This is a genomic window from Halorubrum sp. C191, assembly GCF_002727095.1.
GTDB classification, from domain to species: domain Archaea; phylum Halobacteriota; class Halobacteria; order Halobacteriales; family Haloferacaceae; genus Halorubrum; species Halorubrum ezzemoulense.
Map to the genome: position 1 here is coordinate 1 of NZ_NHNZ01000206.1, position 18,561 is coordinate 18,561.

General features: G+C 70.4%; 19 protein-coding genes. 6 read left to right on the forward strand and 13 right to left on the reverse strand.

What is annotated here, in order from left to right; genetic code table 11:
- Window positions 1–1,686, forward strand: a 1,686-nt coding sequence (locus Z052_RS18030; protein WP_394338390.1) for an AMP-dependent synthetase/ligase, incomplete at its 5' end; no start/stop codon positions are given.
- Between the two features lie 60 nt (window positions 1,687–1,746).
- The gene (locus tag Z052_RS18035) at window positions 1,747–2,832 is read left to right on the forward strand and encodes a sensor histidine kinase KdpD (RefSeq protein ID WP_080508527.1); all 1,086 of its coding nucleotides are present in this window, start codon (window positions 1,747–1,749) and stop codon (window positions 2,830–2,832) included.
- Window positions 2,833–2,996: 164 nt separating this feature from the next.
- On the opposite strand, the gene Z052_RS18040 is transcribed toward Z052_RS18035, so the two are convergent.
- From Z052_RS18040 to sucC, 5 genes are all read right to left on the reverse strand, one after another.
- The gene (locus Z052_RS18040; protein ID WP_086220498.1) at window positions 2,997–4,319 is read right to left on the reverse strand and encodes a tRNA (N(6)-L-threonylcarbamoyladenosine(37)-C(2))-methylthiotransferase; all 1,323 of its coding nucleotides are present in this window, start codon (window positions 4,317–4,319) and stop codon (window positions 2,997–2,999) included.
- 84 nt (window positions 4,320–4,403) lie between these two features.
- A complete protein-coding gene (locus Z052_RS18045; protein WP_049929458.1) occupies window positions 4,404–4,724 on the reverse strand; it encodes a hypothetical protein in 321 nt (106 codons plus the stop codon).
- Between the two features lie 80 nt (window positions 4,725–4,804).
- Window positions 4,805–7,351 carry a GAF domain-containing protein gene (locus Z052_RS18050; protein ID WP_094520469.1) on the reverse strand — a complete coding sequence of 849 codons (2,547 nt, stop codon included), beginning with the start codon at window positions 7,349–7,351 and terminating at the stop codon, window positions 4,805–4,807.
- Between the two features lie 78 nt (window positions 7,352–7,429).
- Window positions 7,430–8,299 carry a succinate--CoA ligase subunit alpha gene (gene sucD, locus Z052_RS18055; RefSeq protein ID WP_049929456.1) on the reverse strand — a complete coding sequence of 290 codons (870 nt, stop codon included), beginning with the start codon at window positions 8,297–8,299 and terminating at the stop codon, window positions 7,430–7,432.
- Window positions 8,296–9,441, reverse strand: a complete 1,146-nt coding sequence (gene sucC / locus Z052_RS18060; RefSeq protein WP_086220948.1) for an ADP-forming succinate--CoA ligase subunit beta — start codon at window positions 9,439–9,441, stop codon at window positions 8,296–8,298. The genes sucD and sucC overlap by 4 nt, the downstream gene beginning before the upstream one ends.
- A gap of 81 nt (window positions 9,442–9,522) precedes the next feature.
- Between sucC and Z052_RS18065 the strand changes: the two genes are divergently transcribed.
- Entirely contained in the window at window positions 9,523–9,906 is a 384-nt protein-coding gene (locus Z052_RS18065) for an ACT domain-containing protein (protein WP_094520470.1), read from the forward strand.
- A gap of 18 nt (window positions 9,907–9,924) precedes the next feature.
- Here the strand turns inward: Z052_RS18065 and Z052_RS18070 are convergent, their stop codons facing one another.
- A complete protein-coding gene (locus Z052_RS18070) occupies window positions 9,925–11,334 on the reverse strand; it encodes a class II fumarate hydratase (protein WP_086216726.1) in 1,410 nt (469 codons plus the stop codon).
- A gap of 283 nt (window positions 11,335–11,617) precedes the next feature.
- Here Z052_RS18070 and Z052_RS18075 point away from each other — a divergent pair, with 283 nt between their 5' ends.
- A complete protein-coding gene (locus Z052_RS18075; RefSeq protein WP_094520471.1) occupies window positions 11,618–12,250 on the forward strand; it encodes a hypothetical protein in 633 nt (210 codons plus the stop codon).
- 24 nt (window positions 12,251–12,274) lie between these two features.
- Here the strand turns inward: Z052_RS18075 and Z052_RS18080 are convergent, their stop codons facing one another.
- From Z052_RS18080 to Z052_RS21275, 4 genes are all read right to left on the reverse strand, one after another.
- Window positions 12,275–12,802, reverse strand: coding sequence for a hypothetical protein (locus Z052_RS18080; protein WP_094520472.1), 528 nt, complete (start codon window positions 12,800–12,802; stop codon window positions 12,275–12,277).
- A 47-nt stretch (window positions 12,803–12,849) separates the two neighbouring features.
- The gene (locus tag Z052_RS18085) at window positions 12,850–13,173 is read right to left on the reverse strand and encodes a BolA family protein (protein WP_089307600.1); all 324 of its coding nucleotides are present in this window, start codon (window positions 13,171–13,173) and stop codon (window positions 12,850–12,852) included.
- An 80-nt stretch (window positions 13,174–13,253) separates the two neighbouring features.
- Entirely contained in the window at window positions 13,254–14,192 is a 939-nt protein-coding gene (locus tag Z052_RS18090; RefSeq protein ID WP_049929449.1) for a DUF1028 domain-containing protein, read from the reverse strand.
- A 145-nt stretch (window positions 14,193–14,337) separates the two neighbouring features.
- Window positions 14,338–14,484, reverse strand: coding sequence for a TrmB family transcriptional regulator sugar-binding domain-containing protein (locus Z052_RS21275; protein ID WP_303648461.1), 147 nt, complete (start codon window positions 14,482–14,484; stop codon window positions 14,338–14,340).
- A gap of 148 nt (window positions 14,485–14,632) precedes the next feature.
- Between Z052_RS21275 and Z052_RS18100 the strand changes: the two genes are divergently transcribed.
- Complete coding sequence (locus Z052_RS18100) at window positions 14,633–15,310, forward strand: nucleotide exchange factor GrpE (RefSeq protein WP_086216808.1); 678 nt, start codon at window positions 14,633–14,635, stop codon at window positions 15,308–15,310.
- A gap of 13 nt (window positions 15,311–15,323) precedes the next feature.
- Here the strand turns inward: Z052_RS18100 and surE are convergent, their stop codons facing one another.
- Window positions 15,324–16,118, reverse strand: a complete 795-nt coding sequence (gene surE / locus Z052_RS18105; RefSeq protein WP_049929447.1) for a 5'/3'-nucleotidase SurE — start codon at window positions 16,116–16,118, stop codon at window positions 15,324–15,326.
- Window positions 16,119–16,245: 127 nt separating this feature from the next.
- Here surE and Z052_RS18110 point away from each other — a divergent pair, with 127 nt between their 5' ends.
- Window positions 16,246–16,545, forward strand: coding sequence for a DUF5798 family protein (locus tag Z052_RS18110; protein WP_049929446.1), 300 nt, complete (start codon window positions 16,246–16,248; stop codon window positions 16,543–16,545).
- A gap of 23 nt (window positions 16,546–16,568) precedes the next feature.
- Here the strand turns inward: Z052_RS18110 and Z052_RS18115 are convergent, their stop codons facing one another.
- Both Z052_RS18115 and purD read right to left on the reverse strand, forming a co-directional pair.
- A complete protein-coding gene (locus Z052_RS18115; RefSeq protein WP_049929445.1) occupies window positions 16,569–17,117 on the reverse strand; it encodes a DapH/DapD/GlmU-related protein in 549 nt (182 codons plus the stop codon).
- A 75-nt stretch (window positions 17,118–17,192) separates the two neighbouring features.
- On the reverse strand, window positions 17,193–18,476 hold the full coding sequence (gene purD / locus Z052_RS18120; protein WP_094520473.1) for a phosphoribosylamine--glycine ligase: 1,284 nt from the start codon (window positions 18,474–18,476) through the stop codon (window positions 17,193–17,195).
- Between the last annotated feature and the right edge of the window lie 85 nt (window positions 18,477–18,561).

Genomic DNA, 18,561 nt, shown 5'->3' on the forward strand with positions numbered 1-18,561 from the left:
GTCGACGCCGACCGCGTCGAGCCATCCCTCGTAGGCCGCCTCGTCGAACGCCGCGGCGCCGCGCTCGTGGACCTCGCCGAGGGTGTACACGTCGTCCACGTCAGCGTCGGCATCGTCCCCGAGGTCGTCGGTGTCGACCTCGGGGACGATGCCGACGCTGACGTGGACGACGTGTACACCCTCGGCGAGGTCCACGAGCGCGGCGCCGCGGCGTTCGACGAGGCGGCCTACGAGGGATGGCTCGACGCGGTCGGCGTCGACGACCTCGCCAGCCTGATCTACACCTCCGGGACCACCGGGAAGCCGAAGGGGGTCAGGCTCACCCACGGCAACTTCCGGGACAACGTCTCCCAGTGTTACCGGCGGTTCGCGGACCGACCCGACCGCGACCCGGAGGTGCACGGCATCTCCGCCGAGTCGACGACGCTGTCGTTCCTCCCGCTCGCGCACGTCTTCGAGCGGATGGCCGGCCACTACATGATGTTCGCGGCGGGGGCGACGGTCGCGTACGCGGAGAGCCCCGACACGCTCCGCGAGGACTTCGGGCTCGTCCGCCCGACGACGACCACCAGCGTCCCGCGCGTCTACGAGAAGCTGTACGACGCGATCCGGGAGCAGGCGAGCGAGTCGCCGGTGAAGGAGCGCATCTTCGAGTGGGCGGTCGACGTGGGCCGCGACCACCACGAGGCCGACGCCCCCGGTCCGCTACTCGACGCCAAGCGGGCGGTGGCCGATCGGCTCGTCTTCTCGTCGGTCCGGGAGGCGATCGGCGGGAACATCGACTTCTTCATCTCGGGCGGCGGGTCGCTGTCGGCGGAGCTGTGCGCGCTGTACCACGCGATGGACCTGCCGATACTGGAGGGATACGGCCTGACGGAGACGTCGCCCGTCATCTGCGTCAACCCGCCCGAGAAGCCGAAGGTCGGCACCATCGGGCCGCCGGTGGTCGACACCGAGATCGCGATCGACGGCTCCGTGGTGGGACAAGAGGTCGCGGACCTGGCCGGCGACGTCGGCGAACTGCTCGTCCGGGGGCCACAGGTGACGGACGGCTACTGGAACCGGCCGGACGCGACCGCAGACGCGTTCGTCGACGCGGACGACCTCCCGACCGACGCCGTCACCGCCGGGACCCCGGCCGACGACCGCGTCGGCGTCGGCGGGGACGGCCCCGGAGACGCGGAGGCCGCCGCCGCGGAGCCGTGGTTTCGCACCGGTGACATCGTCCAGCTCCGCCCCGACGGCTACGTCGCGTTCCGCGAGCGCGCGAAGCAGCTGCTCGTGCTCTCGACCGGGAAGAACGTCGCCCCCGGACCGATCGAGGACCGGTTCGCCGCCAACGAGTTCGTCGAGCAGTGCGTCGTCCTCGGCGACGGCCGGAAGTTCGTCTCGGCGCTCATCGTGCCGAACTTCGAGAGGGTCGAGGCGTGGGCCGAGGCCAACGGGATCGACTTGCCCGCGGAGCGCGCCGCGGTCTGCCGCGACGACCGCGTCCGCGAGCGGATTCAGGAGGAAGTCGACCGCGTGAACGAGGAGTTCGAGTCGTACGAGAAGATCAAGCAGTTCCGGCTCGTCGAGGAGGAGTTCACCGAGGAGAACGACCTGCTCACGCCGACGATGAAGAAGAAGCGACGGAACATCTTAGACCGATTCGCCGACGAGGTCGAGGTCATCTACGAGGAGTAGAGCGGCCGGAACCGGGCAGAACTAGAAACCGATATCCGTCGCGAGAGAGTAAATTCGGCGATGGGTCCCCACGTACCGCCCCGATACGGCTTCGCCGCTCTGGGGGGGTGTTGTTTCGGCCTCGGTGTGCTCCACCTGACTCACGCGGGCCCGACCGTGGGGATCGCACTCGAATCGGTGCTGATACTCGGCCTCTCGGGCGTCGCCTTCTACACCGTTCGCGACCTCCCGCGCTGGGGGATCTCTCGCTCCGGCCAGTGGCGAGCGGTCCGGATCGGCGCGGGGACCGCGCTCGGGTTCACCGGGCTCGCCGCCGTCGTCTGGCTCATTTGGCTGATCGGACACCACGCGTTCAAGCTCCCCTTTCTGCTCTCGTTCGCTGCCAGCCTCGGCGCGGCGGTCGGGTCTCGCGGGAGCCTCTACGCGGTGAAGGCGGACGAACAGCTCACCGAGGCGCAGGAGCTCGCGACGCTGCTCTCGATCAACGACCGGGTGTTGCGCCACAACATCCGGAACGAGCTCTCGGTGGCGCTCGGGTACCTCACCGAGATCGAGGCGGCGGACGACAGCCCGGAGACCCGAGCGCAGGTGGCGACGATCCGCGACCACTTGGAGTCGCTCCTCGACACGAGCGAGCGGACGCGACGGCTCGCGTCGATCTGGCAGACCGACGCGCGCTGCTCGGTGGACCTGGTCACCGTCGTCGAGGAGGAGGTGGCGCAGTTGACCGCCGAAGCGCCCGACGCGACGATCCGCACGGAGCTGCCGGAGCGCTGCGTCGTCCGGACGCATCCGTCCGTCCGGGTCGCGTTCGAAGAGGCGCTGCGGAACGCCGTCGAACATAACGACGACGTGACCGTGACGGTGCGCGTGTGGCGCGACGATGCGGTACACCTCGTCGTCGCGGACGACGGACGCGGCATCCCGCGGATCGAGCGGCGGACGCTTCGAAACTCCGAGGAGACCCCGCTCGAACACACCGAAGGCGTCGGGCTGTGGCTGATCTACTGGGCCGTGAACCGGGCGGGCGGAACGGTCGAGTTCGCGGAGAACGAGCCGGGGGGAACGGCGGTCCGGATCCGCCTCCCCGATCGGCCGGATTCGGACGGCTCGGCCGGCGTCGACTCCGGAGAGGATCGGCGGTGAGAGTGAGGTCGGAAGCCTCGGAGTAGCGGCCGTGCGACCCGGGCGGGAGCGATCTCGGTCGGTTCGGGCGCCGCGTCGACCGCGTGGCGGCGCGAGCCGTTCGTTGGACACCGAGGTCGCGGTCAGTTCGTTAGGCGTGGGAGAAGCGCGCCGTTCGCGTGGCGTTAGGCCGACGACGGCGTGGACTCCGGCTGTTCGTCGCGCTCGACCGAGTCGCCGTCGGCCGGTGTCGACTCCGTCACGGGGTCGCCGAACGCGTACACCGTGTTGTGGCCGGTCACCTCGACGGTGAGGAAGTCGCCGACCTCGACGCCGCGATCGGTCGCGTTCTGGACGATGATCTGTCGGTAGGCGCCGTCGCGGCACTTGACCGAGTCGCCCGTCCCCTCCTCGACGACGAGCACCTCGAACGTCCCGCCGACCATCGACTCGTACGCCTCGCCGACGACCTCCATCTTCAGCTCGGACATCGCCTTCGACCGCTCCTTCTTGACGGTCCCGCCGAGCCCCTTCATGTCGGCCGCGTCGGTGCCGGGACGCTTCGAGAAGCGGGTGACGTTGATCTTTTCGGGCCGGACCTCGGCGAGCAGGTCCATCGAGCGCTCGTGGTCGGCCTCGCTCTCTGTGGGGAACCCGACGATGAAGTCGGTCGACAGCGTCCAGTGGTCGAGCCGGTCGTCGAAGGTGTCGACGACCTCGCGGAACTTCTCGACGCGGTGCTGGCGGCGCATGTCTTCGAGCACGTCGTCGGAACCGGACTGGACCGGCGCGTGGATGAAGTCGTACAGCTCCTCGTTCTCGGCGAACACGTCGGCCAGCTCCTCGTGGATGCCGTGGATGCCGCCGGGGTTCGCCATCCCCAGCCGCACCCGGAAGTCGCCGTCGATGTCGCAGATGCGGTCGAGCAGCTCGGGAAGCTTCCGGTCGCCGTCGTCCCAGCCGTAGACGCCCGTGTCCTGCCCGGTGACACGGATCTCCTTCGCGCCGGCGTGGATCAAGGCCCGGGCCTTCTCGACGTTCTCCTCGACCGACGGGGAGTCGACCCGGCCGGTGGCGAACTTGGTGATACAGTACGAGCAGTTGCTCATACAGCCGCGCGCGATCGGGAGGAGACCGACGACGCCGTCGAGGACCGGTTCGGCGTCGGGCGTGACCGTCGGGCACTCGCCGTTGAGCACGTACGAGGGGACCTCGTCCCAGTGGAGGATCTCGGCGTCGACGTCGGCTTCGGCGAACATCTCGCCCTGTGCCAGCGCCATACAGCCGGTAACGACGAGTTCGGCCGTCGTCTCCGACAGCTCCTCGGCGCGGCGGAGCATGTTCCGCTCCGTCTTCTCGACGACGGTACAGGTGTTGAGGATGGCGACGTCCGCGTCGTCCGGGCCGTCGGCCGGGCGGTGCCCCCCGTCGCGGAGGGCGCGCTCGATCTCCCGGCTCTCTCCCCGGTTCGAGCTACAGCCGTACGTTTCGATGTGGTACGTCGCCATCGGAGTGTCCTTACTATCGGTCCCGAGGGCAAAAGCGCGACGGATCGGGGCGTCGGCGGCCCGGCGAGTCGGCCCCGTTCCGCGTCAGTCTTCCGCGACCGCGGCAGTCGGCGCGTCGGCCTCGGAGGCCGAGTCGGCGGTCGCCTCCGGCTCGTCGACGGGGTCGCGCTCGGCCGGCGGAACCGCTTGGTAGACGGACCGGCGGGCGTCGCGGGGGCACAGCCCCTCCTCGACGAGGCCGACCTCGGTGAGCTTCTCGACCGCGAACCGGACGGTGCGGGTCGAGAGGCGGGTCTCCTCGGCGAGGCCGGTCTGGTCGAACCGGCCCTCCGCGTCGAGCACGTAGTAGACCAGTTTGGCGCTCGGCGGGAGCGGTTCGAGCAGCTCGCGGGTTCCGTCGTCCATACGTTACTTACAGGGGCGAATCGCGCATAACCGTGGCCCGCCTGTGCGCACCCTGCGCACGCCAACCGTCTTTTTATATACTATGATTCAGGGCGGAACTCGAACCGCGCGCCGTCCCTGTCGTCGACCGACAGTTCCCAGCCGTGAGCGGCCGCGATCTCTCGCACGATCGCGAGGCCGAACCCCGTCCCGTCCGGGGTACTCGATCGCCCGTACTCCGTCGCCGCCTCGGGGTCGATGTCGAAACCGCGTCCGTCGTCCGCGACGTAGAAGCCGTCCGGGAGCGATCCGACGGAGACCGTGAGGTCGTCGGCGTCGCCCGAGCCGTGCTCGACGCCGTCGTCGGGCGTTGCCCGACTGCTCGTGGAACCGTGTTCCACGCTGTTCGTAAACAGGTTCTCGAGGAGCGTCCGGAGCCGCTCCGGGTCGGCGTCGACCGCGTCCGTCGCAGCCGACGCGTCGAGCGTGGCGCCCGCCGTGTCGACGGTGCGCCACGCGCGTTCGGCCGCCTCGTCCAGCGGGACGGGCTCGATGTCGTCGACCGTCCGACCCTGCCGCGCCAGCGCGAGGAGGTCGTCTATCAGCTGCGTCATCCGGTCGTGGGCGTCTTCCACCCGATCGAGCTCATCGAGGACCGCCGCGTCGTCGGTCAGCGCCCGAGCCAGGTCCGTCCGGCCGGCCGCGACGTTGAGCGGGTTCCGGAGGTCGTGAGAGACCAGCCCGGCGAACTTCTCCAGCCGGTCTATCTCCCGCTGGAGCGCCGCGTCCCGCTCGCGCAGCTGTTCTGTCCGCTCGGCGTGGTTGAGCGCGACCGTGACGTTCGCGGCGAGGACGCGGGCCAACTGGACGTCCGTCGCGTCGAAGAACTCCGGCTCCCGCGACCCCAACGGCATCACCCCGTGTTCGCCGAGCGGGACGACGAGGAGGCTCCGGTGTTCGCCGTACCCGACCGCGGTGTCGACCGTGTCGAGGTCGTCGACTACGATCGGCTGGCCGGACTCGAACGCCTCCCAGACGCGGCCGTCGCCCGGACCGAACGCGGGGCGGTCGCCGAACGCCGCGGTGGCCTCCTCGCTTATCGCCGTCGGGCGGAGGACGTTCGTCTCCGGCTCGTACAGCCGGACCCCGCTGCTCGGAAACCCGAGGGTGTCGATCGCCGCGCGGGTGGCCACCTCGGCGATCTCCGCCCGCGAGTCGCCGCCGAACATCTCGCGGGTCGTCGCGTGGAGCCGCCGAAGCGTCCGCTCGATGCGTTTCTGGTCGTCGATGTCGGCGTAGACGCTGTAGAGGACCGTCTCGTCCGACTGCTTGACGGGGATGACGTGGAGGATGAAATCGCGAATCCCGTCGACGGTCCGCCGGCGCACTTCGAGCCGCGAGGGCTCGCCGCGTTCGAGGACCGCCTCCGGCTCGAACCGCTCGGCGCTGTCCGGGATGACCTCGTCGCAGACCTCCTCGTACCCGCTGTCGGCGCCGTAGCCGAACGTCTCCCGGAACGCCTCGTTGGCGGCGTCGAGGCGACGGCCGCCCCCGTCGAGGGCGACGGTGCGCACCGCCGGGAGGGGGAGGTCGTGGAACAGCGCCGTCAGCCGATCTCGCTCCCGGCGGAGCGCGTTCTCCGTCTCGATCTGCTCGATGGCGTTGGCCGCGTGGGCCGCCAGCAGCTCCGCGAACTCGACGTCGCGCTCGTCGAACGCGGCGTGCCCGTTCGAGACGGCCTGTAACACCCCGTGGGAACCGATCGGGACGCTGATCGCCGACCGGATGTCGTCGGCGACCGGGTCCGCCACCTCCGACCCGGTCCGGCGGTCGGCTCCGACCGACGACCGACCCGGAGACGAGGGGTCCTCCAGTTCGTCCGGGTCCGCTGGGTCGACGCTGAGGTTGTCGACCACCATCGTCTCCTGCTCCGCGACCGTGGTCCCGACGACCCCCTCGCCGATGTCGAACGCCCGGACCTCCTCCTCGCTGACGCTCTCGGAGAGGACGGCCGGGACGACCTTATCGCCGCGGCGGCGGGCGGTGACGCAGCGGTCGAACTCCAAGATGTCCTCGGCCGCGTCGACCGTCCGGTCGAACACCGTCGCAACGTCGGTCACCGATGCCAGCTCCGCCGCGAACTCGTGGATCGCCGTGACCTTCGCGTTCACCTCACGGAGGTCCCGCTCTGCCCGGCGGCGGCCGAGCGCGTTCGCGACGCTGTTCGCGAGCATCTCGTAGCGGTCGCGACCGGCCCCCTTCTGGAGGTAGTCCGTCACCCCAGCGGAGATGGCGTCGCTCGCGATCTCCTCGCTCCCCTTCCCGGTGAACAGCACGAAGGGGAGCCCGGGGTCGACATCGCGGACCGATTCGAGGAACTCGAGCCCGTTTGATCCCGGCATGTCGAAGTCGCTGACGACGCAGTCGACGCGGCCGTCGCGGACCACCTCCAGCCCCTCGTCCGGCGACAGCCGCGTCAGCGTCTCGATCCCGTCCACGAGCCGATCGACGTGCGTGGCCGCGAGGTCAGCCGCCCCCGGCTCGTCGTCGACGAACAGGACACATCGGGACGAGTCGGCGTTCGATCCCGGCGCGTCGGACGCGGCCGCTCCGGTCCCCGCAGAGGCGTCGCCGGGTTCAGAATTCATGTGCGTGTGTTCCCCTACCGGTAGTTTTAGCTTTCGCTCCGGATACCGAAATTGAAAAGCCCGCCGACCGCGGGGCCCTTACAGGAAGTCCTCGACGTGGTCGGCGACCTCCTCGGGGGTGTCACCGACGGGGACGCCGGCGTCGTTGAGCGCGTCGATCTTCGACTGCGCGGTGCCGGTGCCGGAGCCGGAGACGATGGCGCCCGCGTGGCCCATCCGCTTGCCCGGCGGCGCGGTGCGCCCGGCGATGAAGCCGGCGACCGGCGTGTCCATGTGCTCGCCGATGAACTTCGCGGCCTGCTCCTCGTCCTCGCCGCCGATCTCGCCGCACATCACGACCGCGTCGGTGTCGGTGTCGGCCTCGAACGCTTCGAGGGCGTCGACGAAGGACGTGCCGATGATCGGGTCGCCCCCGATGCCGATCGCCGTCGACTGGCCGAGCCCGCGCTCGGTGAGGTTGTCGACGACCTGGTAGGTGAGGGTGCCGGATCGAGAGACCAGCCCGACGTTCCCCTCGGAGAAGATGTTACCGGGGAGGATGCCCAGTTTCGCCTCGCCGGGCGTGATGATCCCGGGGCAGTTCGGACCGATGAGACGGGTGTCGGTCTCGCTCAGGCGCTTGTTCACCTTCGCCATGTCCTGCGTCGGGATCCCCTCGGTGATCGCGACCGCGAGGTCGAGGTCAGTGTCCAGCGACTCGAAGATCGCGTCGGCGGCGAACGCCGGCGGCACGAAGATGACGGAGGCGTCCGCGTCCTCGGCCTCGACGGCCTCGTCGACGGTGTCGTAGACGGGGACGCCGTCGACCTCCTGTCCGCCCTTGCCGGGCACCGCGCCGGCGACGACGTTGGTGCCGTACTCGATCATCTGGCCGGCGTGGAACTTCCCCTCCCCGCCGGTGATCCCCTGGACCACCACTCTGGTGTCGTCGTCGACGAAAATGCTCATTGGGTCACCTCCTCCGCGTTCGCGACCGCGCGCTGGACCGCGTCCTCCAGCGTCTTCTCGACCTCGACGAGGTCGGTGTTCAGAATATCCATCCCCTCCTCGGCGTTCGTGCCGGCGAGCCGGACGACCACCTTCTTGGGGATCTCGTCGAACTGCTCTAGGGCCTCGTTGATCCCCTTGGCGACCTCGTCGCCGCGGGTGATCCCGCCGAAGATGTTGAAGACGACGGCGTCGACGTTGTCGTCGGAGAACACCATGTCGAGCGCCTGCGTGACGCGCTCGGCCTTCGCCCCGCCGCCGATGTCGAGGAAGTTCGCGGGCGCGCCGCCGTAGTAGTCGACGAGGTCGAGGGTCGTCATCACGAGCCCGGCGCCGTTGCCGATGATGCCGACGTTCCCGGAGAGGCGGACGTAGTCGAAGCCGTACTCGCCGGCCTTGCGTTCGAGGTCGTCCTCGTAGGACGCCTCGGCCATGTCGGCCAGGTCGGACTGGCGGAACAGCGCGTCTTCATCGATGTTCATCACGGCGTCCGCGGCGATCACGTCGCGGTCGCCCGTGATCATCACGGGGTTGACCTCGATCTCGGAGGCGTCGTTCTCCTCGTAGAGGTCGTACAGTGTCGAGAGGATCGAGGCCACGTCGAGCGCCACGTCGGCGTCGACGCCGGCCTCGTAGACGACCTTCCGGGCTTGGTACGGGTGGAGGCCGAACGCGGGGTCGACGTGTTCGCGCGCGATCGCGTCGGGGTTCTCCTCGGCGACCTCCTCGATGTTGACGCCGCCCTCGGTCGACACCATCAGGACCGGCTTCCCCTCGCCGCGGTCCATCGTGACGCCGACGTACAGCTCGTCGACGAAGTCGACGCCGGCCTCGACGAGGACCTGATCGACGGTGTATCCCTTCAGGTCCATCCCGAGGATCTCGTCGGCGTACTGCTCGGCCTCCTCGCGGTCCGTCGCGATCTTGATCCCGCCGGCCTTGCCGCGGCCCCCCACGTGGACCTGCGCCTTGATCGCGGCCGGGTACCCGATCTCGTCGACAGCGTCGAGCGCCTCGTCGACGCTCGTCGCGAGCCGGGAGTCCGGAACCGGGATCCCGGCGTCGGCGAAGAGAGACTTCGCTTGATATTCGTGAAGTTTCATCCGTGTGGGATCGGTACCGACACCGGCTTAAATGGTTCCGATTCGGCGCGCCTCCTTTGGCATCGGGCGTCTGCTACCCCCATGGATCCCGCCGAACTCCTCCGGAACGGGACGGTCAGCGTCCCGGCGGAGACGTACGCGGTCTGCCGGACCGACGGCGAACACCCCGGCGCGTTCGCGACTGTCCGGGAGGTCGGTGAGACGACGGTGGTGGTCGACCAGGACGAGGCGGACGCCGTCGCGACCGACGCGGTCGAGCCCGGGTGGAAGCGCCTCACCTTCGAGCCCGAGCTCCCCTTCGAGCTGGTCTGGTTCCTCGCGGCGGTCGCGACGGCGCTCGCCGAGGTCGACGCCTCGGTGTTCGTCGTCTCGTCGTACGCGACCGACCACGTGTTCGTCAAGCGGGACGACCGCGCCGCGCCCGTCCGGCGGCTGGAAGCACTGGGCTGCGAAGTCACCGACTGAGGTCGCCGAGCGGGCGGCTCAGTCCTCGTCGCCGAGGATGACGCGGTGGGTCATCGCCTCGGGGGCGAGCACCTCGTCGGCCTCCTCCTCGGTTAGGTAGCCGGCCTCGACCGCGGCCTCGCGGACGCTCTTCCCCTCCTTCAGGGCCGTCTTCGCGACCTTGCTGGCCTTATCGTAGCCGATCGCGGGGTTCAGCGCGGTCGCCAGCGCCATCGACTGCTCGACGCGTTCGCGCGCGAACTCCTCGTTCGCCTCCAGCTTCCCGACGAAGCGCTCGCCGAACGTCTCGGCGACGTTCGCGATCAGCTTCGCGGATTCGAGGAAGTTGTGCGCGATGACCGGCTTGTAGAGGTTCAGGTCGATCTCGCCGCGCGCGGCGCCCGCGGAGACGGCGGCGTCGTTGCCGACGACCTGCTTGTGGACCTGGTTGACCGACTCGGCGACGACGGGGTTGATCTTCCCGGGCATGATCGAGGAGCCGGGCTGGTTCTCCGGCTGCTCGACCTCGCCGAGCCCGTTGCGCGGGCCGGAGGCGAGGAGCCGCAGGTCGTTGGCCATCTTGTTGAGGCTACCCGCGATCGTTCGGAGGGCGCCGTGGCCCTCCGCCATCGCGTCGTGGGCGGCCTGCGCCTCGAAGTGGTTCTCCGCCTCGCGGAACTCCGTCCCGGTCTCGTCGGAGATGTACTCCGCGGCCAGCTCCGGGAACTCGGGGTGGGTGTTGAGCCCGGTCCCGACCGCGGTGCCGCCGAGGGCGAGTTCGCGGAGGTTCGACTGGACGGCCTCGGCGCGCTCGATCCCCTTCGAGACCTGCGTCCGGTAGCCGCCGAACTCCTGGCCGAGTCGGATGGGGGTGGCGTCCTGGAGGTGCGTCCGGCCCGTCTTGACGACACCGTCGAATTCGGTCTCCTTGGCCTCCAGCTCGGCGTGGAGCGTCTCCAGCGCGGGCACGAGGTCCTTCTCGACGGCCTCCAGCGCGGCGACGTGCATCGCCGTGGGGATCACGTCGTTCGAGGACTGGCCGTAGTTGACGTGGTCGTTGGGGTGGACGACCCGGTCGCCGATCTCCGCGCCCGCGATCTCGGCGGCGCGGTTGGCGATCACCTCGTTAGCGTTCATGTTCGAGGAGGTGCCGGAGCCGGTCTGGAACACGTCGACCGGGAACTGGTCGTCGTGCTCGCCCGCGATCACCTCGTCGGCGGCGGCGACGATCGCCTCCGCGGTGTCGTCCTCGACGAGCCCGAGGTCGCGGTTGGCCTGCGCGGCCGCCTTCTTGACGACGCCGAGCGCGCGGATGAACCGCCGGCTCATCCCGATCCCCGAGACGGGGAAGTTCTCGACGGCGCGCTGGGTCTGCGCGCCCCAGTAGGCGTCCGCCGGCACCTGCATCTCGCCGAGGCTGTCCTCCTCCGTGCGGTAGTCGTCTCCCATGCCTCGGCCTTCCCGCGAGACGCTGTAAAAGGTACTGGAAGGCGTCACCCACGTGAAATCGTGCGGTACGGTAGCAACACAATTGCCACCGAGAAGCACGACTTTTACGAGGGTTCCGTCGACTGGCCCGATGGGGCGAGCGCCGCCACGAAACCGCCTGTGGCGCCACACTTGAGATGTATCGGCCGCTCTCGGCCGGGAATTTAACTCGACTAAAACCGGTTCAACTCGGGGCGACGGCGTTCCCGTTATATGTCGGTCCGGCGGCAACGGCCGAGCGCCAATGAGCTCGAACGACTCAGCGATCGGAACGGCGCTCGACCGCGACACGGTCCGGTCGACGAGCAGACTGCTGATCGGCGCGCTGGCGGTCGTCGGCGTGCTCTCGCTCGTGACGCTGCTACCGGGGGTAGACCGGCTCGTCCCGTTCGCGCCGGTGACGTTCGCCGCGGTCGCGACGGGCGTCGTCGCGCTCGCGGTGGCCGGAATCCTCCTGTACGCCGCGCCGAAGTTCGCGCTGCTGACGCGCCTGGCGCTCGGCGAGGCCGACGCGGAGGGGGACGCTCGCCCGGACCGGATCGCCGAGAACGCGGGCGGCGTGGTCCACTGGCTCGTCGTCTTCGGGGCGGTACTCGCCGCGTACCGCGGGCTCGCGGGCGTCGCGGTCCCCGTGTTGAACGGCGCCGCGTGGGCGTACGACGCCGCCTTCCTGTTCGTCGCGCTCGTCCCAGTGGTGTTCCTCGTCGCCCGCCTGACCGTCACGGTCGACCCGCTCGCTGAACTGGTCGCCGACCGCGTCGCGGGCGGCGCCGGCGCCGCAAATGACGACGGTGCCGGCGACGACGACGACGAGGTCGACGACTCCGCGGCCGAATTCGACGAGCCGACTGCGAGCGAGACCGGCGAGGACGGCTGACCGAAACGCCGACGCCGCACTCCCTTATTTAAAAACGAACGGGAGCGTGACGAGCGCCCCGTTGATCCCGAACGCGACCAGCAACAGCAGCCCGAGCGGCGGATCGTCGCCCGGATAAGTCGCGAGCAGCACGAGCGCGCCGACTCCCAGCGCGGCCAGCCCGAGCGTCAGCGCGGCGTCCGACCACCGGTTCCAGGCGTCGTCGAGCGCGGGTTCGAGCCTCGCGAGCGGCCGGTCGGTCTCGGGGTCGTCGCCAGCACGGTCGGATCGGTCAGTCCACGCCGTATCGTCGACCGGCTCGTCGAGCCACGCGTCGCCTTCGGCGGTCCGTTCCGCTGTTCCACGGGGACCCGAATCCCCCCGGCCGAGCAGCCGCCGGATCCCGGAGCGGCCGGCGGCCGCGAACAGCGCCGCGACCGCGACCGCGGCGAGTCCGCCGAGGACGGTCGCAGAGGTGACGCGCGCCTCGACGGCCAGAAAGAGCGCGACGAACGCCAGCAGCGAGACCGCGGCGAGGACCCCGCGGACGGCGCGGACGAGTTCGGATCGCATCAGCGTGGAGGGTGGAAGCGGGAAGTCGGCGAAAACGCGGCGCAGTTTCAGGCCTCGTCGACGGGGAGCAGCCCGGCATCGCGGAGGTCACCGGCGAGCGCACCGTCGCCGTGCTCCACGTACGCTTCGGGCGTGTACGTCTTGATTTCCAACGCGTGGACCGACTGCGTCATGTGATCGCCGACCGCGTCGTACACGCGCTGGTGCTGGTCGACGAGCGATTCGCCCTCGAAGGCCGGCGAGACGACGACGGCCGCGAAGTGGGCGTCCTCGTCCTCGTCGTTGTGGATCCGGGGCGCGGTGACCCGGGCGACCGCGTCGGGGAGGTCCGCCTCTATGAGGTCGGCCACCTTGTCGGGTTCGATCGGCATGGTCCCGCTCGGTTGCGGAGGGGCAAAAGTCGACCGGCCACGTCCGGCGGGGCGAACGCGCTCTGGCAAGGGGAGCGCGCTCAGACGCGGTCGAGCCGCGAGAGCCCGTTCCAGATAGCGTCGACGAGCCGCGACTCGGCGTCGTCACCGGGGGCCGTCTCCTCCCACCCGCGTGCGACGGCGTCCTCCAACACCGCGAGCGAGTGGTTCTCGAAGTTGTTCATGCCGCGGAAGGACTCCAGCGCGTCGCGAGCGTCCTCGCCGAACTCCGCGGTCGGCTCGCCGTCGTAGAAGCCGAGGTCGGCGAGCGCCGACCCGACAGCGACCGCCGTCTCGCCGGCCAGTTCCCGCGTCTCGTCGGGCGCCTCGCGTTCGAGGAGGGTCACGTCGTATATCTTGAACACGCGCTCCAACTCGTCGATCGGCCGCTCGTGGTCGTCGACGCGCACGTCGACCCAGCGGTCGTTCCTGCCGTCGTAGCCGCCCTCGGGCTTCGCGACGTACAGCGCCGCGGACTGCTCGCCGCGCTTGTCGCCACCGGCCTCGTTGCCCGCGTGGAGCGCGGCGATCAACCGTTCCGGGAGCCCCCCGTCGGTCTCCTCGAACGCCGCGGCCATCGCGTCGAGGGTGTCGGCGTTCTCCAGGATGTTCCCCTGGACCGTGTAATGGTCACCCTGTCGGTCGCCCGCGTGGTCGTGACACTCGTCGCCCGTGAACGCCGCCGGGGGCTCCTCGGGGTCGACGCCGACGATCCCCACCTGCCGCGAGGGCGCCTCGTCGTCGGCGCCCGTGAGCCGGTCGATCGCCTCCGCGGGGGCGTGCCCCTCGCGGAGCAGGTCGAGCCCGTCGGGGCCGTAGGCGACGTTCGCGAAGCTCTGTGTGGCGACCGCGCCCGCGTCGGCGCTGACGAACGGGACGACGGCGCCGACGCCGACGAACTTGGACTGGACCGCGACGCCGACCGCGTCCGTCTCCGGATCGCGCGCGGCGATCGAGAACGTCGAGGGTCGAGGTGGCATACGGAACCGATCGTGGGTGGCGACGAGCATAAATCCGCCCGTCGCGCGAGCCAGAGTCGAGCGCTTCGGGCGGCGTCACGTCGCCACTTCGATCGGCGTCGCCCCCGCCGCCCCGATTCGCGTCACTCCGCCGCCCAGATTCGCGTCACTCCGCTAGCTCGGCCCAGGTCGGGGCCGCGGCGCCGGTCACGTGGATCCGGTCGGCCTCCACGTCCTCGTAGGCCGCGCCCCACCCGCCGACGGTCCACCGCTCGTCGCCGTCGTCGACGGCGATGGAGGCGATCCCCGTCAGCGCCGTGACGCTCGGGGCCTAGTCGGCGCCGACCGCGGCGTCGGAGAGGTGTTCGGCGTTGACGACCTCGCCGACGAGATCGCGGAGCGCTGGGTCGATCTCGCCGCGGTTCTGAACGCTTATCCCCGCCGACCGACTTCCATCGGGTATGAGCGACGACGACGCCGTCGATGTCGAGTCCGCCGACGACGAGGGCGACGCGGCGAGAGCGAACGGCACGGCGGAGGCGACCGCCGACGGAGCGAGCGGGGAGTCGGCCGCCGGCGACGACGGCGGCGCCCGCGCCGAGAGCGAGGCGCTGGCCGCGGCCGTCGCCGAGCACGACGAGGCGCTCGCCCGCGAGGTGGCGGCGCTGGAGGCGGACCTCGCCGAGACCCGCGAGGCGCTCCGCGAGCGCGACGAGGAGGTCGAAGAGCTGACGAGCAAGCTCGCCCGCGTGAAGGCCGACTTCAGCAACTACAAGGAGCGCGCGAAGCGGAAGCAGGAGGACATCCGGGAGCGCGCCTCCGAGGCGCTCGTCGAGCGGCTCACGCCGGTCCGGAACGACCTGCTGCGCGCGCTCGACCAGGACGAGGGGAGCGACCTCCGCCCCGGCGTCGAGTCGACGCTGGAGAAGTTCGACGACGTGCTCGCCGAGGAGGGCGTCGAGGCGATCGACCCCGAGCCGGGCGAGGAGGTCGACCCCGCGCGCCATCAGGTGATGCTCCGCGTCGATAGCGAGCGCCCGGAGGGGACCGTCCACGAGGTGTACGAGCCCGGCTACGAGATGGGCGACCGCGTCCTGAGCGAGGCGAAGGTGACCGTCAGCACCGGCGACGGCGAGTAGCGCGGCCCGCTTTTCACGACCGCACCGTCGCCTCGTAGGCCTCCGCCAGCTCGTCGAGGCCCGCCTCCGGCTCGGCGGCGTGGGGGACCGATAGCGGCGAGACGGACACCTCGCCGTCGACGACGGCGCGCCGGTCGGTGCCGACGGGGTCCGGGACGTCGTCGTCGTTCATCAGGCCCCAGATCGGATCGGAGAACCCGACGCGACCGTCCCCGTTCCGTTCCGCGCGCAGCCCGTACCACGTCGAGGGGGTCGTGACGCGGAGCGGCGCGCGGTCCTCGTCCGCGATCGGCGCGTTGACGTTGAGGTAGTCCGCGCGGTCGAACACGCCCGCCTCGACCGCCTCGTCGACGAGGAACCGCGTCGCCCGGGCCGCGTGCGCGAAGTCGGCGCCCTCGAACTCGCGTTTCCACCAATCGTCGCCGCCGGGCACGTACATCGAGGCCGCCACCGCGGGCACGTCGAAGAACGCCGCCTCGACCGCCGCCGAGACGGTCCCCGACCGCCCGAGCGTGTACGCCCCGAGGTTCGCGCCCTCGTTACAGCCCGCGACGACCGCGTCGACCTCCGGGACGAGCTCGTCGAGCCCCGCGACGACGCAGTCGACGGGGGTGCCGTCGACGACGTATCCGAGTTCGTGGTCCTCGACGGCCACGTCCTCGGAGAGCAGACGGCCGACGGACGACTGGTCGGCCGCGGGCGCGACGACGGTCACCGCGTACTCCTCGGCGAGCGCGTCGTACAGCGCGCGCAGTCCCGCGGCGTCGACGCCGTCGTCGTTGGTCAGGAGGATCCGGTCCACGCTCATACCCGTATCAGGGGCGAGTCGGGCAAAAGTCCACCGTCGGTCGGGGCCGCGGCGGTCGGCGAACCGACGGTTCGGGAGGGCCGCACCGAACGGAAAAGCACACGTATCGCCGGACCGACGCGTCGGTATGGGATTCGGGGACACCGCGAAGAAGATCCAGACGCTCGCCGACCGCGCGGAGCGCACCTACAAGAAGATCAGCGAGCTCCGCGACGAGGTCGACGAGACGCAGGAGACGGTGATAGACACCTCTGAGCGCGTCAAGACGCTCGAAAACGAGATGGCCGAGCAGCGGGCCGTCCTCGACGCCGTCGCCGAGGAGGTCGGCGTCGACCTCGAACGGGTGAGCACCGAGGCACACATCACCGACGCGGAGGAGGAAGGGACCGCGAGCGACGGCGGCGACGCGGACGACGACGCCGTGTAAACCGCTGCCGCGTAGCCCCCCGGTCAGTCGTCGCTCGCGGCCGGGTCCGACCGCGAGACGACCTCGGCCGGGACCCCCGCGACGGTCGCGCCCGGCGGCACGTCCTCCGCGACGAGCGAGTTCGCGGCGACGCGCGCGCCCTCACCGATCGTGACGCCGGGGAGTACGACCGCCCCGGCGCCGATCATCGCCTGCTCCTCGACGACAACGTCGCCGAGCCGGTACTCCTCGTGGAGGAACTCGTGACACAACAGCGTGGCGTCGTACCCGATTATCGCGTCGTCGTCGACCCGGATCCGCTCCGGCCAGAACACGTCCGGTGTCGACTCCAGTCCCCACGAGACGCCCTCCCCGACCGCGACGCCGATCCGCCGGAGCAGCCAGTTCTTCAGCCGGAGGCTCGGGCAGATCCGCGCGAGGACGATGACGACGTAGTTGCGGACGACCGCGAGCGGCGACTTCGCGTCCGGCCACGACCACAGGGAGTTCCGGACGCCAGGCGTCGGGAACCTGTCGAGGCGGTCGCTTCGGGACAAATCCTCGCGCGTCGCGTCTGGGTCGTCGTCTGTCACGTCACGCCGTTCGGACGGGGAGGATAAAAGGGTCGCTCCGGGCCGCCGACCCGCCGACCGAGCGGCCGGGCCGGTTCAGGGTCGCAGTTCGTCCATGTGGTCGATCCGGCGCTGGACGAGGTCGGCGGTCCCGATGTCGTGGCGGATGCGGACGCGGTCGCCCGCGGCGGCCAGGGCGTCCTCCGCTTGCGCCTCGGCGGCCGCGATCGAGTCACCGCGGCCGACGACGGCGAACGCCCGCGAGGTGGTGGTGTACAGCCCGCCGTCGCGCTCGTCGACGCTGGCGTAGTAGAGGAGCGCGTCCCCCGCGCTCTCCTCGTCGACCGCGATCGCCGCGCCCGCGTCAGGGTCGGTCGGGTAGCCGTCGGGGACCGCGTACTTACAGACGGTCGCCTCGCCGGAGAAGTCGAGCTCCGGGAGCGCGTCGCCGCCGCGAGCGGCGGCGAGCACGTCGACGAACGGCGTGTCGAGGACGGGCAGCGTGTTCATCGCCTCGGGGTCGCCGAACCGCGCGTTGAATTCGACGACCTTCGGCCCCTCGTCGGTGAGCATGAACTGTCCGTAGAGGACGCCCTTGTAGTCGGGGAGCGCGTCGACGACGGCCTCCAGCACGTCGACCGCGGCCTCGTAGTCGCCCTCGGCCATGAACGGGAGCGAGCGGCCGGTGTCGGTGTACGACCCCATCCCGCCGGTGTTCGGCCCCTCATCGCCCTCGTAGGCGCGCTTGTGATCCTGGACCGCGGGGGTCGTCCGCACGTCTCTGTTCGCGACGAACGCCTGAACCGTGAACTCCTCGCCGACGAGCCGCTCCTCGAGGACGACGCGGTCGTAGTCGGAGTCGCGGAGGTACGCCTTGGCCTCCGCCGCCGTCACTTGGTCGCCGATCACTTTCACGCCCTTGCCACCGGTGAGCCCGGCGGGCTTGACCGCGAGGTCGCCGTCGTACTCGTCGATGTGCTGGCAGGCCGCCTCGGTGTCGTCGAACACGGCGTAGTCCGGGCAGCCGGGGATCGCGTTCCGCTCCATGAACTCCCGCTGGTACGCCTTGTCCGTCTCCAGGCGGGCCTCCGCGGCCCGCGGACCGAACGCGTAGACGCCGGCGTCGTCGAGGGCGTCCGCGACGCCGGCCTCCAGCGCCGACTCCGGGCCGATGACCGCAAGGTCCGCGCCGACCGCGGTCGCGTACTCGGCGACGGCCTCGGCGTCGGTCTCGTCGATCGACTCGAACCCGTCCGCGAGGCGCCGGATCCCCGGGTTCCGGACGCTCGCGCAGGCGTACAGCGCGCAGTCGTCAGCCACCGCTCGGGCGAGCGCGTGTTCGCGGCCGCCGCCCCCCACAAGCAGCACGGTCTCCGTCATGCCCGACGGGTGACCGCACGGTAGTGTAAACCTTACTCTCTCCGCGGCCCGATATGTGCTTGTTCGTGGATACCCGTGTCGCGGG

What these genes read in the sequence shown, in the direction of transcription:
- Z052_RS18035 (WP_080508527.1), top strand. Translation starts at nt 1,747, where the DNA reads ATGGGTCCCCACGTACCGCCCCGATACGGCTTCGCCGCTCTGGGGGGG.
- Z052_RS18040 (WP_086220498.1), bottom strand. Translation starts at nt 4,319, where the DNA reads ATGGCGACGTACCACATCGAAACGTACGGCTGTAGCTCGAACCGGGGA.
- Z052_RS18045 (WP_049929458.1), bottom strand. Translation starts at nt 4,724, where the DNA reads ATGGACGACGGAACCCGCGAGCTGCTCGAACCGCTCCCGCCGAGCGCC.
- Z052_RS18050 (WP_094520469.1), bottom strand. Translation starts at nt 7,351, where the DNA reads ATGAATTCTGAACCCGGCGACGCCTCTGCGGGGACCGGAGCGGCCGCG.
- sucD (WP_049929456.1), bottom strand. Translation starts at nt 8,299, where the DNA reads ATGAGCATTTTCGTCGACGACGACACCAGAGTGGTGGTCCAGGGGATC.
- sucC (WP_086220948.1), bottom strand. Translation starts at nt 9,441, where the DNA reads ATGAAACTTCACGAATATCAAGCGAAGTCTCTCTTCGCCGACGCCGGG.
- Z052_RS18065 (WP_094520470.1), top strand. Translation starts at nt 9,523, where the DNA reads ATGGATCCCGCCGAACTCCTCCGGAACGGGACGGTCAGCGTCCCGGCG.
- Z052_RS18070 (WP_086216726.1), bottom strand. Translation starts at nt 11,334, where the DNA reads ATGGGAGACGACTACCGCACGGAGGAGGACAGCCTCGGCGAGATGCAG.
- Z052_RS18075 (WP_094520471.1), top strand. Translation starts at nt 11,618, where the DNA reads ATGAGCTCGAACGACTCAGCGATCGGAACGGCGCTCGACCGCGACACG.
- Z052_RS18080 (WP_094520472.1), bottom strand. Translation starts at nt 12,802, where the DNA reads ATGCGATCCGAACTCGTCCGCGCCGTCCGCGGGGTCCTCGCCGCGGTC.
- Z052_RS18085 (WP_089307600.1), bottom strand. Translation starts at nt 13,173, where the DNA reads ATGCCGATCGAACCCGACAAGGTGGCCGACCTCATAGAGGCGGACCTC.
- Z052_RS18090 (WP_049929449.1), bottom strand. Translation starts at nt 14,192, where the DNA reads ATGCCACCTCGACCCTCGACGTTCTCGATCGCCGCGCGCGATCCGGAG.
- Z052_RS18100 (WP_086216808.1), top strand. Translation starts at nt 14,633, where the DNA reads ATGAGCGACGACGACGCCGTCGATGTCGAGTCCGCCGACGACGAGGGC.
- surE (WP_049929447.1), bottom strand. Translation starts at nt 16,118, where the DNA reads ATGAGCGTGGACCGGATCCTCCTGACCAACGACGACGGCGTCGACGCC.
- Z052_RS18110 (WP_049929446.1), top strand. Translation starts at nt 16,246, where the DNA reads ATGGGATTCGGGGACACCGCGAAGAAGATCCAGACGCTCGCCGACCGC.
- purD (WP_094520473.1), bottom strand. Translation starts at nt 18,476, where the DNA reads ATGACGGAGACCGTGCTGCTTGTGGGGGGCGGCGGCCGCGAACACGCG.